This window comes from Pseudomonas sp. Lb2C2 (assembly GCF_052112205.1).
Taxonomy (GTDB): domain Bacteria; phylum Pseudomonadota; class Gammaproteobacteria; order Pseudomonadales; family Pseudomonadaceae; genus Aquipseudomonas; species Aquipseudomonas kilonensis.
In genome coordinates this window covers 290,340-305,216 of the sequence record NZ_JAUTYW010000006.1, presented here as the reverse complement: position 1 = coordinate 305,216, position 14,877 = coordinate 290,340, and the positions used below count along the sequence as shown (strand labels likewise).

The window sequence follows — 14,877 nt, the reverse complement described above, 5'->3', positions numbered from 1 at the left end:
ATGAACAGGTTTTTTTCAGCCCTCGGTATTTCGCTATGGATAGCGCTGTTGTCGCCGATGGTTCATGGGGCCAGTCTGAAGACGCTGGATGTGGCGGCGTTGCCGGGGGACCGTGTCGAGTTGAAGCTCACCTTCGACGGGCCGCCGCCGACACCCCGGGGCTACACCACCGAACAGCCGGCGCGGATTGCACTGGACCTGCCGGGCGTGACCAATCAACTTTCCAGCAAGCGCCGCGACCTGGGCGGGGGTAATGCACGCAGCGCCACCGTGGTCGAGGCTGGGGATCGCACCCGGTTGATCATCGGCCTTACCCAACTGGCGCCGTATGACACCCGGGTCGAAGGGAATAACCTGTTCGTGGTGGTTGGCAAGGGCTCCGCCCCAAAGAGCGCTGCCCCGAAGAACTCCGCCCAGGCCCAGCGCCCGGCGGTTGCCAGCGCTGCGCCGGCGAGGGCCAGTGCGCCGGTGGGCAAGGCGATCCGTGGGGTGGACTTCCAGCGCGGGACCCAGGGCGAAGGCAACGTGGTGATCGATCTGTCTGATCCGTCCATCGCCCCGGATATCCAGGAGCGCGAAGGCAAGATCATCCTAAATTTTGCCAGGACCCAGTTGCCAGAGCCGCTGCGGGTGCGCCTGGACGTCAAGGACTTCGCCACCCCGGTGCAATTCGTCAATGCCAGCGCCGGCAGCGACCGGGCGACCATCAGTATCGAACCCAGTGGCACCTTCGACTACTCGACCTACCAGACCGACAACAAGCTCACTGTCAGCGTCCGGCCCATGACCGTCGACGACCTGCAGAAACGCAACGCCGATCGCGCGGCCTACAGTGGCGAGAAGCTCTCACTCAACTTCCAGGACATCGAGGTGCGTTCGGTCCTGCAACTGATTGCCGATTTTACCAACCTGAACCTCGTGGCCAGCGACACGGTGCAGGGTGGCATTACCCTGCGGTTGCAGAATGTGCCTTGGGACCAGGCGCTCGACCTGGTGCTCAAGACCAAGGGGTTGGACAAGCGCAAGGTTGGCAACGTGCTGTTGGTGGCTCCGGCCGATGAAATTGCCGCCCGTGAGCGCCAGGAACTGGAGTCGCAGAAACAGATTGCCGACCTGGCGCCGCTGCGGCGTGAGCTGTTGCAGGTCAATTATGCGAAGGCGGCGGACATCGCCAAGCTGTTCCAGTCGGTGACCAGTGCCGAGGCAAAAGCCGATGAGCGCGGCACGATCACGGTCGATGAGCGAACCAACAACATCATTGCCTACCAGACCCAGGACCGTCTCGATGAGCTACGCCGGATCGTGGCGCAGCTGGATATTCCGGTGCGCCAGGTGATGATCGAGGCGCGGATTGTCGAGGCTAACGTCGACTACGACAAAAGCCTGGGCGTGCGCTGGGGCGGTTCGATTCAAAACAAAGGCAACTGGAGTTCCTCGGGGGTCACCACGGGCGACTCCACCACCATCGGCACGCCGGGCAGCACCAGTACCAACCAGCCGTTCGTCGACCTGGGCGCCTCGGGCAATACCTCGGGCATCGGCATTGCCTTCATTACCGACAACGTATTGCTGGACCTTGAGCTGACGGCCATGGAGAAAACCGGCAACGGGGAAATCGTCTCCCAGCCCAAGGTAGTGACGTCCGACAAGGAGACGGCAAAGATCCTCAAGGGCACGGAAATTCCTTATCAGGAAGCCAGTTCCAGCGGTGCTACGTCAGTGTCGTTCAAGGAGGCTTCGCTGTCGCTGGAGGTGACTCCGCAGATCACCCCGGACAACCGGATCATCATGGAGGTCAAGGTCACCAAGGATGAGCCGGACTACCTGAACAAGGTGAATGATGTACCGCCGATCAAGAAAAACGAGGTCAATGCCAAGGTCCTGGTCAATGATGGCGAGACCATTGTGATTGGTGGGGTTTTCTCAAATACTCAGAGCAAGGTTGTAGATAAGGTGCCATTTCTTGGCGATGTGCCGTATCTTGGCCGCCTTTTCCGGCGTGATGTGGTTTCGGATAGCAAATCCGAGCTGCTGGTGTTCCTCACTCCGCGTATCATGAATAACCAGGCGATTGCTGTGAGTCGTTGATTCTGTGCGAAATTTGATTCTTGTTGGGCCGATGGGCGCTGGAAAAAGCACCATCGGCCGTTTGCTGGCCAAAGAGCTGCGCCTGCCGTTCAAAGATTCCGACAAGGAAATTGAATTGCGCACGGGCGCCAATATCCCATGGATTTTCGACAAGGAAGGCGAACCGGGCTTTCGTGACCGTGAGCAGGCGATGATCGCCGAGCTGTGCGCGTTCGATGGCGTGGTGCTTGCCACCGGTGGCGGCGCGGTGATGCGCGAAGCCAATCGTCGGGCGCTGCATGCCGGCGGACGGGTGGTCTATCTGCATGCTTCTGTCGAGCAGCAGGTCGGTCGCACCGCCCGGGATCGCAACCGCCCGCTGTTGCGCACCGCCGACCCGGCCAAGACCCTTCGGGATCTGCTGGAGCTGCGTGACCCGCTGTATCGGGAGATCGCCGACCTGGTGGTGGAAACCGACGAGCGGCCGCCGCGGATGGTGGTGCTGGATATTCTCGATCGCCTTCAGCAACTGCCTCCCCGTTAATGCGCTTGGCGAAATGCGCTATCCTCGACGTCCCGTCATGGCCCGCCTGGGGCGTGGCGGATGGCCATTAACTGGTATCAAAACAAGCACCGTGGACTTTCGTTAATTGCAGGCAGGACGCCTGATTCCATCTTCACTGTGGGGACACATGCAGACACTTAAGGTCGACCTGGGCGAGCGCAGCTACCCGATTCATATTGGCGAAGGCTTGCTGGACCAGCCCGAACTGCTGGCACCGCATATCGCCGGGCGGCAAGTGGCGATCATTTCCAATGAAACCGTCGCCCCCCTGTATCTGGAACGTCTGACCCGCAGCCTGTCGGCCTTCTCGGTCACTTCCGTGGTATTGCCCGACGGCGAAGCCTTCAAGAACTGGGAAACCCTGCAACTTATTTTCGACGGCCTGCTGACCGCGCGCCACGATCGCCGCACCACGGTGGTTGCCCTGGGTGGCGGCGTGATCGGCGACATGGCCGGTTTTGCAGCCGCTTGCTATCAGCGCGGCGTCGATTTCATCCAGATCCCCACCACGCTGCTGTCGCAGGTCGACTCGTCGGTGGGCGGCAAGACCGGGATCAACCATCCGCTGGGCAAGAACATGGTAGGTGCTTTCTATCAGCCCAATGTGGTGCTGATCGACACCGCGACCCTCAATACCTTGCCGGCCCGCGAACTGTCTGCGGGGCTGGCGGAAGTCATCAAGTACGGGCTGATCTGCGACGAGCCATTCCTGGGCTGGCTCGAGGAGAACGTCGACCGCCTGCGTGCGCTGGATCAAGCGGCCCTGACCTACGCCATCGAGCGCTCCTGCGCCGCCAAGGCTGCCGTGGTCGGTGCCGATGAGCGTGAGTCAGGGGTGCGTGCCACCCTCAACCTGGGTCACACCTTTGGCCATGCCATCGAAACCCACATGGGCTATGGTGTCTGGCTGCACGGTGAAGCGGTTGCGGCCGGTACGGTCATGGCCCTGGAGATGTCTGCGCGCCTGGGCTGGATCAGCGAACAGGAGCGTGATCGCGGTATTCGTCTGTTCCAGCGCGCCGGGCTGCCGGTGGTTCCGCCCGAGGAAATGAGCGAGGCGGATTTTCTTGAACACATGGCAATCGACAAAAAAGTGATCGACGGTCGTCTGCGCCTGGTGCTGCTGCGCCACATGGGCGAAGCGGTGGTGACCGACGATTATCCGAAAGAAGTTCTACAGGCCACGCTGGGAGCGGACTACCGCGCCCTGGCTCAGCTTAAAGGTTAATAAGATTCCGATGACTAGTTTGCATGCCGACGAGGCTTTCCTCGGCCATTTCCAATTGAGTCATGACCCTTTTGCGCCGCGGGTCCCGGGCTTCAAGTTCTTCCCTGCCCAACGCAAGCCGGTGCTGGGCCAGTTGCATCACCTGGCGCGCTACAGCCAGTTGCTACTGGTGGTCACTGGTCCTCAGGGCAGTGGCAAGACCTTGCTGCGCCAGGCCCTGGTGGCCAGCACCAACAAGCAGTCCGTGCAAAGCGTGGTGGTGTCGGCCCGTGGCGCTGGCGATGCCGCCGGTGTATTGCGTCAGGTGGCCCAGGCGCTGAACGTCGCGCAGGCCGAAGTCGGTGCAGTTCTCGATCAGATCGTGCAACTGGCGCTGACCGGGCAGGAAGTCTATCTGCTGGTGGACGATGCCGAGCAACTCGACGAGTCGGCTCTTGAGGCCCTGCTGGCCCTGGCAGCCGGTGCGCCGGAGGGTCGTCCTCATGTGTTCCTGTTCGGTGAGTCGTCGCTGATCGCCGACCTGGACCAATTGAGCCTTGAGGAAGAGCGCTTCCACGTCATCGAGCTGGCGCCCTACACCGAGGAAGAAACGCGTGAATACCTGGCCCAGCGTCTTGAGGGTGCGGGCCGGGGTATCGAACTTTTTACCGCCGATCAGATCTCTGAGATTCACGAAAGCTCCGACGGTTGGCCTGGCAACATCAACCAGGTCGCCCGCGATGCTCTGATCGAAGTCATGATTGCCAGCCGCTCAGCGGTGAAGCGTCCAAGTATGGGGTTCAACATGCCGAAGAAACACGTATTGGCAATTTCCGCCGTCGTCGTGGTCGCGGTTGCCGCCGCCTGGCTGATGCCGGGTCGCACCAAGGCACCCACCACGGGTGCCCCTGCCAACGAACAGGCGCAACTGCCCCTCGGCCAAGGGACGCCGCAACCCAACGGTGGTGCGCCGGCCGTGGAATTCGCCGGCAACACCCAGCCGATGCCGTTGCCGCTGGTCGGCCAGTCGCAGCCAGTGATGCGCGGCCCGCTGGCCGAAGCGGCCGGTGGCATCACCGAAGGCGACGACGGTGCAGCGCCACCGATCGACGACAGCAGCGACGTGCCGCCAACCGTGACCACCACCGCACCGCCTGTGGGCGTGCCGGCTGGTCCCGCACCGACGCCAACGCCTGCCCCGGCCGCCAAGCCGACCCCAGCGCCCACCCAGGTGGCCACCGCCAAGCCAGCCCCGGTTCCAGCGCCCGCTGCCAAGCCCGCGGCGCCAGCACCTGCCGCCAAGCCTGCTGCTGCCCCGGCCAAGGCCGCAGGCGGCAGCTGGTACGCCGGCCAGGCACCGGGTAACTACGTGGTGCAGATCCTCGGCACCAGCTCCGAAGCCACGGCACAGAACTTCGTCAAGGAGCAGGGCGGCGAGTACCGCTATTTCAAGAAAGTGCTCAATGGCAAGCCGCTGTATGTCATCACCTACGGCAGCTTTGCCAACCGTGATGCAGCCGTTTCCGCCATCAAGGCCTTGCCAGCGAAGGTTCAGGCTGGTAAACCTTGGCCTCGCACTGTCGCCAGCGTCCAACAGGAACTGGCAGCAACTCGCTGAAGATTCGGCGGCCTTACCCAGGCCGCCTCTCCCGGCAACCTCAAAATTTCCGCAGGGGCGGGCGACCTTTCAGGCCGCGCGCCTTGTGGTGTCTGCGTCACAGTAGTGTTTGAGTCGTAGCGGTCGAACCCAAAAAAGTTTTGACTAGCACAGCATATAGCTTTAAACCTTTCACAAATGCGACATGGATTTGCGACAGTTCGTCGTCAAATTTGTGAGCCTCTGTGTCGGTGTGTACAATGACCTCCCTTTTGCCCCCGCAAAGCTGGCGTACGTTCGGCGCGGCATGCAAATGGTTGAATTGAAAAGAAATTTGCCTCGATTAGAGGCAGCCTGGTGAGAAAGTGTCTATGAAAGCAGGTCTGTACCAACCAGATGAATTCAAGGATAACTGCGGTTTCGGCCTGATAGCCCATATGCAGGGCGAGCCCAGCCATACCCTTTTGCAAACGGCCATTGAGGCCCTGACCTGCATGACCCACCGCGGTGGGATCAACGCCGACGGCAAGACCGGCGACGGTTGTGGCTTGCTGATTCAAAAACCCGACGAGTTCCTGCGTGCCGTAGCCCAGGAAACGTTTGGCGTGACCCTGCCCAAGCAGTACGCCGTGGGCATGGTGTTCTTCAATCAGGACCCGGTGAAGGCCCAAGCGGCTCGCGAAAACATGAATCGCGAGATCCTGGCCGCCGGCCTGCAACTGGTCGGCTGGCGCAAAGTGCCGATCGACACCAGCGTCCTCGGCCGCCTGGCGCTTGAGCGCCTGCCGCAGATCGAACAGGTGTTCATCGCCGGTGAAGGCCTGAGCGACCAGGACATGTCGATCAAGCTGTTCAGCTCCCGTCGCCGTTCGTCCGTGGCCAATGCCGCCGACACCGATCACTACATCTGCAGCTTTTCCCACAAGACCATTATCTACAAAGGCCTGATGATGCCGGCGGACCTTACCGCCTTCTATCCGGACCTGAGTGATGAGCGCCTGAAAACCGCGATCTGCGTGTTCCACCAGCGCTTCTCCACCAACACCCTGCCGAAATGGCCGCTGGCCCAGCCATTCCGCTTCCTCGCCCACAACGGCGAGATCAACACCATCACCGGCAACCGCAACTGGGCCGTGGCCCGTCGCACCAAGTTCGCCAACGACCTGATGCCGGACCTCGAAGAGCTCGGCCCGCTGGTCAACCGCGTGGGCTCGGACTCCTCGAGCATGGACAACATGCTGGAACTGATGGTGACCGGTGGTATCGACCTGTTCCGCGGCGTGCGCATGCTGGTGCCGCCGGCTTGGCAGAACGTCGAGACCATGGACCCGGACCTGCGCGCCTTCTACGAATACAACTCCATGCACATGGAGCCGTGGGATGGCCCGGCCGGTATCGTCATGACCGACGGTCGCTACGCCGTATGCCTGCTGGACCGTAACGGCCTGCGTCCGGCGCGTTGGGTTACCACCACCAACGGGTTCATCACCCTGGCTTCGGAAATCGGTGTCTGGAACTACCAGCCTGAGGACGTCATCGCCAAGGGGCGCGTGGGCCCGGGCCAGATCTTTGCCGTGGACACCGAGACCGGCCAGATCCTCGACACCGACGCCATCGACAACCGCCTCAAGTCCCGTCATCCATACAAGCAATGGCTGCGCAAGAATGCCCTGCGCATCCAGGCGACCATGGAAGACAACGACCACGGCTCGGCGTTCTACGACGTCGACCAGCTCAAGCAGTACATGAAGATGTACCAGGTGACGTTCGAAGAGCGTGACCAGGTGCTGCGTCCGCTGGGCGAGCAGGGCTACGAAGCGGTCGGCTCCATGGGTGACGACACGCCGATGGCCGTGCTGTCGCAGCGCGTGCGTACGCCGTACGACTATTTCCGCCAGCAGTTCGCCCAGGTGACCAACCCACCGATCGACCCGCTGCGCGAAGCGATCGTGATGTCCCTGGAAATCTGCCTCGGTGCCGAGCGCAACATTTTCCAGGAGTCGCCGGAACACGCCTCGCGGGTGATCCTCAGCTCGCCGGTCATTTCCCCGGCCAAGTGGCGCTCGTTGACCAACCTCGACCGCCCGGGCTTTGCGCGCCAGGTCATCGACCTGAACTACGACGAAAGTGTCGGCCTGGAAGCGGCGATCCGCAACGTTGCCGATCAGGCTGAAGAAGCCGCGCGCGCCGGTCGTACCCAGATCGTGCTCAGCGACCGTCACATCGCCCCGGGCAAGCTGCCGATCCACGCCTCGCTGGCCACCGGCGCGGTGCACCATCGCCTGACCGAAAAAGGCCTGCGCTGCGACTCCAACATCCTGGTAGAGACCGCCACCGCCCGCGATCCGCATCACTTCGCGGTGCTGATCGGTTTCGGTGCCTCGGCGGTGTATCCGTTCCTGGCCTATGAAGTGCTGGGCGACCTGATCCGTACCGGTGAAGTGCTGGGCGACCTCTATGAGGTGTTCAAGAACTACCGCAAGGGCATCACCAAGGGCTTGCTCAAGATCCTGTCGAAGATGGGTATCTCGACCATCGCCTCGTACCGTGGCGCGCAACTGTTCGAGGCCATCGGCCTGTCCGAAGAAGTCTGCGAGCTGAGCTTCCGTGGTGTGCCGAGCCGCATCAAAGGTGCGCGTTTCGTCGACATCGAAGCCGAACAGAAAGCCCTGGCGGCCGAAGCCTGGAGCCCGCGCAAGCCGATCCAGCAGGGCGGTTTGCTGAAGTTCGTCCATGGTGGCGAATACCACGCCTACAACCCGGACGTGGTCAGCACCTTGCAAGCCGCCGTGCAGCAGGGCGACTACAGCAAGTTCAAGGAATACACCTCGTTGGTGGACAACCGTCCGGTGTCGATGATCCGCGACCTGCTCAAGGTCAAGACCCTCGACACGCCGCTGGACATCAGTGAAATAGAGCCGCTGGAATCGGTGCTCAAGCGCTTCGATTCGGCCGGTATTTCCCTGGGCGCCTTGTCCCCTGAAGCCCACGAAGCCCTGGCCGAAGCCATGAACCGCCTCGGTGCGCGTTCCAACTCCGGTGAAGGCGGCGAAGACCCGGCGCGCTACGGCACCATCAAGAGTTCGAAAATCAAGCAGGTGGCGACCGGCCGCTTCGGTGTGACGCCGGAATACCTGGTCAACGCTGAAGTGCTGCAGATCAAGGTTGCCCAGGGCGCCAAGCCCGGCGAAGGCGGCCAGCTGCCCGGCGGCAAGGTCAACGGCCTGATCGCCAAGCTGCGCTACGCGGTACCCGGCGTGACCCTGATCTCGCCGCCGCCGCACCACGACATCTACTCGATCGAAGACTTGTCGCAACTGATCTTCGACCTCAAGCAGGTGAACCCCAAGGCGCTGGTCTCGGTGAAACTGGTGGCGGAAGCCGGCGTTGGCACCATCGCGGCCGGCGTAGCCAAGGCCTATGCCGACCTGATTACCATCTCCGGCTACGACGGCGGCACCGGCGCATCGCCGCTGACGTCGATCAAGTACGCGGGTGCGCCGTGGGAACTGGGCCTGGCTGAAACCCACCAGACCCTGCGCGGCAATGATTTGCGCGGCAAGGTCCGGGTGCAGACCGATGGTGGCCTGAAAACCGGCCTGGACGTGATCAAGGCCGCCATCCTCGGCGCCGAGAGCTTCGGCTTCGGCACCGCGCCGATGATCGCCCTGGGCTGCAAATACCTGCGCATCTGCCACCTGAACAACTGCGCCACCGGCGTGGCGACCCAGAACGACAAGCTGCGCAAGGACCACTACATCGGCACCGTCGACATGGTGGTGAATTTCTTCACCTACGTGGCCGAAGAGACCCGTGAGTGGCTGGCGAAGCTGGGCGTGCGCTCGCTTGAAGAGCTGATCGGCCGTACCGATCTGCTGGAAGTGATCGAAGGCCAGACCGCCAAGCAGCATCACCTGGACCTGACCCCATTGCTGGGCAGCGATTACATTCCGGCAGACAAGCCACAGTTCTGCCAGGTTGATCGCAACCCGCCATTCGACAAGGGTGAGCTGGCCGAGAAGATGGTCGACATGGCCGCTGCGGCGATCAACGACCTGAGCGGTGCCGAGTTCGACCTGGATATCTGCAACTGCGACCGTTCCATCGGCGCACGGATCTCCGGCGAAATCGCGCGCAAGCACGGCAACCAGGGCATGGCCAAGGCGCCGGTGACCTTCCGCTTCAAGGGCACCGCAGGCCAGAGCTTCGGCGTCTGGAACGCCGGCGGCCTGAACATGTACCTGGAAGGCGATGCCAACGACTACGTGGGCAAGGGCATGACCGGTGGCAAGCTGGTCATCGTTCCGCCCAAGGGCAGCGTCTACAAGACTCAGGACAGTGCCATCATCGGCAACACCTGCCTCTACGGCGCCACAGGCGGCAAGCTGTTCGCCGCCGGCACCGCGGGCGAGCGTTTTGCCGTGCGTAACTCCGGGGCCCACACTGTGGTGGAAGGCACCGGCGATCACTGCTGCGAGTACATGACCGGTGGTTTTGTCTGCGTGCTGGGCAAGACCGGTTATAACTTCGGCTCTGGCATGACCGGCGGTTTCGCCTACGTGCTCGACCAGGACAACACCTTCGTTGACCGGGTCAACCACGAACTGGTGGAAATCCAGCGGATCAGCGGCGAGGCGATGGAAGCCTATCGCAGCCACCTGCAAAACGTGCTGAACGAGTACGTCGCGGAAACCGACAGCGAGTGGGGTCGTGAACTCGCCGAGAACCTCGATGACTACTTGCGCCGTTTCTGGCTGGTCAAGCCCAAGGCTGCCAACCTGAAGTCGTTGCTTTCCAGCACTCGTGCCAACCCGCAGTGATATGCGCCTGAAGAGTTTGATGAGGTTTTAACAATGGCTGAACGTCTGAATAACGACTTCCAGTTCATCGATGTCGGGCGCAAGGATCCGAAGAAGAAACTGTTGCGTCAACGCAAGAAAGAGTTCGTGGAAATCTACGAACCTTTCAAACCCCAGCAGTCGGCCGACCAGGCCCACCGTTGCCTGGGCTGCGGTAACCCGTATTGCGAATGGAAGTGCCCTGTGCACAACTTCATTCCCAACTGGCTGAAACTGGTGGCCGAGGGCAACATCCTCCAGGCCGCCGAGCTGTCCCACCAGACCAACACCCTGCCGGAAGTCTGCGGCCGGGTGTGCCCGCAGGATCGCCTGTGCGAAGGTGCGTGCACCCTCAACGACGGTTTTGGCGCGGTGACCATCGGTTCGGTGGAGAAGTACATCACCGACACCGCGTTCGCCATGGGCTGGCGTCCGGACATGTCCAAGGTCAAGCCGACCGGCAAGCGCGTGGCGATCATTGGTGCCGGCCCGGCGGGCCTGGGCTGTGCCGATGTGCTGGTGCGTGGTGGCGTGACCCCGGTGGTGTTCGACAAGAACCCGGAAATCGGCGGTCTGCTGACCTTTGGCATCCCCGAGTTCAAGCTGGAAAAGACCGTGCTGAGCAATCGTCGCGAAGTCTTCACCGGCATGGGCATCGAGTTCCGCCTGAACACCGAGGTGGGCAAGGACGTGACCATGGAGCAACTGCTCGAAGAATACGATGCGGTATTCATGGGCATGGGCACCTACACCTACATGAAGGGCGGCTTTGCCGGTGAGGACCTGCCGGGCGTCTACGACGCACTCGACTTCCTGATCGCCAACGTCAACCGCAACCTGGGCTTTGAAAAGTCGCCGGAAGATTTCGTCGACATGAAAGGCAAGAAGGTCGTGGTGCTCGGCGGTGGCGACACGGCGATGGACTGCAACCGTACGTCGATTCGCCAGGGCGCCAAGTCGGTGACCTGTGCCTACCGTCGTGACGAAGCCAACATGCCCGGCTCGCGCAAAGAGGTAAAGAACGCCAAGGAAGAAGGCGTGAAGTTCCTCTACAACCGCCAACCGATCGCCATTGTCGGTGAGGACAAGGTCGAAGGCGTGAAGGTGGTCGAGACCCGTCTCGGCGAACCGGACGCCCGTGGCCGCCGCAGCCCCGAGCCGATTCCCGGTTCCGAAGAGATCATCCCGGCCGACGCCGTGGTCATCGCCTTCGGCTTCCGCCCAAGCCCGGCGCCGTGGTTCGAGCAGTTCAGCATCCAGACCGACAGCCAGGGCCGCGTCGTGGCACCGGAACAGGGCCAGTACAAGCACCAGACCAGCAACCCGAAGATCTTCGCCGGTGGCGACATGGTCCGCGGTTCCGACCTGGTGGTGACGGCGATCTTCGAAGGCCGCAATGCGGCGGAAGGGATCCTGGATTACCTGCAAGTCTGATCAAACGACACAAACCCCTGTGGGCGAGCTTTGTGGGAGCAAAGCTTGCTCGCGATCCAGACGCCTTGGTACTCAAGAGACCGCGGTGTTTTCATCGCGGGCAAGCCTTGCTCCCACAACAAAACTGTCCCCACAGGTGTTTTGTGGTGTTGCGAAAGTTGTGTTGCACCGCGACAAATTGCCCCGATAGATAAAAGGCACGGCTCTTGCCGTGCCTTTTGCGTCGCGCTCTGAGAAAATGCCCGCACTTTTTTTCCGGATGCCGACATGACTGCCCTGAAGAACGACCGTTTCCTTCGCGCCCTGCTCAAGCAACCCGTAGACGTCACCCCGGTGTGGATGATGCGCCAGGCCGGTCGCTACCTGCCGGAATACCGCGCCAGCCGAGCCAAGGCCGGTGACTTCATGAGCCTGTGCATGAACCCCCAGTTCGCCTGCGAAGTGACGATGCAGCCGCTGGATCGGTATCCGCAGCTGGACGCGGCCATCCTGTTCTCCGACATCCTGACCATTCCCGATGCCATGGGCCAAGGCCTGTACTTCGAGACCGGCGAAGGCCCGCGCTTCAAGAAAGTCATCAGCACCCTGGCCGACATCGAGGCCCTGCCGATTCCTGATCCGCAGAAAGACCTGGGCTACGTCATGGACGCGGTCAGCACCATTCGCCGTGAACTCAACGGTCGTGTGCCGCTGATCGGTTTCTCCGGCAGCCCATGGACCCTGGCCACCTATATGGTCGAAGGCGGTTCGTCGAAGGACTTCCGCAAGACCAAGGCAATGCTCTACGACAACCCGCAAGCCATGCACCTGTTGCTGGACAAGCTGGCCCAGTCGGTCACGTCCTACCTCAACGGCCAGATCCTGGCCGGTGCGCAAGCGGTACAGATCTTCGATACCTGGGGCGGCAACCTGTCGGCGGCGGCGTACCAGGAGTTCTCCCTGGCCTACATGCGCAAGATCGTCAGCGGCCTGATCCGCGAGCACGAGGGTCGCAAAGTCCCGGTGATCCTGTTCACCAAGAACGGCGGCCTGTGGCTGGAAAGCATCGCCGATGCCGGCGCCGACGCCCTGGGCCTGGATTGGACCTGCGACATTGGCAACGCTCGTGAGCGCGTCGGTCACAAGGTCGCCCTGCAAGGCAACATGGACCCGACCGTGCTCTACGCCAAGCCTGAAGCCATTCGTGCTGAAGTCGGGCGCATCCTGGCCAGCTACGGCAGTGGTAGCGGCCATGTGTTCAACCTCGGCCATGGCATCACCCCGGAAGTCGACCCCGAACACGCCGGTGCCTTCCTGCGGGCGGTGCATGAGTTGTCGGCGCAATATCACGTCTGATTGCAACCCTGTCACCCAGCCTGTCCGGACCCGTGCCGGACAGGCTTTTTAATGTCCGGTTTTTGATCGGTCCTGAGTGAAACTAGTCAGTTGTTTTGTCTGGTGTTTCTGTTTGTTTGTGTTTGATAGCTATTTCTATTTGTAAGAGTTTTCTCTAGTTATGTAAGAGAAATGGAAACAGAGATCATTCCTTCTGTCTTGAGAGATTTGTCCTACATAGTGAAAGTTAAACTTTCTATAAGGTTCCGGGCACTTGCAAGGTCAGGCGCTGAGCGGTCTGGCGCACCTTTCAAGAGGACGGTGATTCGTCTTTCAATTTTGATGACTAGTCTGGAACTTATATGAAGAATAACTTCAACAAGAGCAGTGTGTTAACAGGGTGTGCATCGTCATTAGTTCTGTTATCGGCCATGGCGGCGTCCCAGGGCGCGATGGCTCATGGTTATGTCGAAGTGCCGCCTTCCCGTGCGCTGTTGTGCCAGCAAGGTGTCAACCAACACTGCGGCGGCGCGCAAAGCGAGCCACAGAGTACTGGTGAAACCTTCAAGGGGTTTCCTAATGGCGTAGGCGGTGCGCCGATGCAAGGTCCTATCGACGGCAAAATCGCCAGCGGCGGCATCGCCCGGTTTTCTGCCCTTGATGCGCAGTCGGCCACGCGCTGGCACCTGACTGAAATCAGGGACCGCAACTTTGCCTTTCAATGGCAATACACCGCGGCACACCCGGCGACCAAACACGAATACTTCATTACCCGCGACGGTTGGAATCCAAACGAAGTACTCAAGCGTGCCTCGTTCGATAGCACGCCGTTCTGTACGGTGGATGGCGGTAATCAACCCCCGATAGGGGGTGCCAAGCACAACTGCGTCATTCCCGACAGCAAGTCGGGACATCACGTCATCCTGGCGGTCTGGACAGTCGCCGACACCGCCAACGCATTCTATGCCCCGGCGGATGTGAACATCCTCGCCGAAGCCGCATTGCCGGGCGGCTGGCAGCCGGTGGGCAGCATTGCGCCATCGACCCCATTGCTGGTGGGTGACAAGGTCAAGGCCCGGGCATTCTCCGCGACCGGTGAAAGTGCCGAATACAGCGTAGAGATCAGCATCGACAACGCTGAGGAAGGCAAGCCTGAGAACTGGTCGTTCAAACTGGCCGAAGCCATCAACAACGCCCATACCCTGATTCGTGCAGGTGTTCGGGACGCGGAAGGCAATATCACACCGGTCAATGGTGCCAACAGCCTGTACGCCCAGGACGAAAGCGGCGTTAAGCGCTATGAAGTGCAACTGGACATGAAGGAAGACGCTGGCGCCAGCATGGCGATTTCTTCCCTGCAGCCAGAGTACGTGCTCGACAAAGGTCGGGTCAGCATGGCCTTCACCGCGCAGACGAACCGCAGGATGAACCTTGAAGCCACGTTGTTCGATGAGAAGAACAAGCAGGTGGGTATCGTGCAGACCGTAGGTGAAGGCAATACTGGCCTGAGCCTGGACCTGCGTGGCGCCGCCCCTGGCGCGCACACCCTGACGCTGGTGGGCACCACCGAAGACGGCCGCACCACGCGCCAGGAGACCCAGACCGTCACCCTGACCGGTGAAGGCGCAGACATCGAGTACGACTTCGTCTTCCCTGAAGGCCTCAGGGACTACACCGCCGGCACGAAAGTGCTGCAGCCCAAGACTGACGAAGTCTTCGAATGCAAGCAGGGCGCAGAGTCCGGCTTCTGCAAGCAGTACAGCCCGACAGCGAACGGTTTCGAACCGGGTGTCGGCGCTGCCTGGCAGAGCGCCTGGGACAAGCTGTAAGTCCTGACAGGCATGGCTCCAGGCGA

The 14,877-nt window shown here is 61.4% G+C and carries 8 protein-coding genes; all 8 read left to right on the top strand.

Going from position 1 to position 14,877, the window contains the following annotated elements:
• Window positions 1-2,088: a type IV pilus secretin PilQ gene (gene pilQ / locus Q7F16_RS19960; RefSeq protein WP_409556659.1), complete on the top strand. Its 2,088-nt coding sequence runs from the start codon at window positions 1-3 to the stop codon at window positions 2,086-2,088.
• Window positions 2,089-2,092: 4 nt separating this feature from the next.
• Window positions 2,093-2,611 carry a shikimate kinase AroK gene (gene aroK, locus Q7F16_RS19955; protein ID WP_003196983.1) on the top strand — a complete coding sequence of 173 codons (519 nt, stop codon included), beginning with the start codon at window positions 2,093-2,095 and terminating at the stop codon, window positions 2,609-2,611.
• A gap of 148 nt (window positions 2,612-2,759) precedes the next feature.
• On the top strand, window positions 2,760-3,860 hold the full coding sequence (aroB, locus tag Q7F16_RS19950) for a 3-dehydroquinate synthase (RefSeq protein ID WP_409556660.1): 1,101 nt from the start codon (window positions 2,760-2,762) through the stop codon (window positions 3,858-3,860).
• A 10-nt stretch (window positions 3,861-3,870) separates the two neighbouring features.
• Window positions 3,871-5,457 carry an AAA family ATPase gene (locus Q7F16_RS19945; protein ID WP_046065076.1) on the top strand — a complete coding sequence of 529 codons (1,587 nt, stop codon included), beginning with the start codon at window positions 3,871-3,873 and terminating at the stop codon, window positions 5,455-5,457.
• Between the two features lie 350 nt (window positions 5,458-5,807).
• Complete coding sequence (gene gltB / locus Q7F16_RS19940) at window positions 5,808-10,256, top strand: glutamate synthase large subunit (protein ID WP_014336171.1); 4,449 nt, start codon at window positions 5,808-5,810, stop codon at window positions 10,254-10,256.
• A 33-nt stretch (window positions 10,257-10,289) separates the two neighbouring features.
• A complete protein-coding gene (locus Q7F16_RS19935; protein WP_003196992.1) occupies window positions 10,290-11,708 on the top strand; it encodes an FAD-dependent oxidoreductase in 1,419 nt (472 codons plus the stop codon).
• A gap of 267 nt (window positions 11,709-11,975) precedes the next feature.
• Window positions 11,976-13,043 (top strand): uroporphyrinogen decarboxylase, encoded by a 1,068-nt coding sequence (hemE, locus tag Q7F16_RS19930; RefSeq protein WP_014336172.1) that lies wholly within the window; start codon window positions 11,976-11,978, stop codon window positions 13,041-13,043.
• A 341-nt stretch (window positions 13,044-13,384) separates the two neighbouring features.
• Complete coding sequence (gene gbpA, locus Q7F16_RS19925; RefSeq protein WP_409556661.1) at window positions 13,385-14,851, top strand: N-acetylglucosamine-binding protein GbpA; 1,467 nt, start codon at window positions 13,385-13,387, stop codon at window positions 14,849-14,851.
• Window positions 14,852-14,877: the final 26 nt, after the last annotated feature.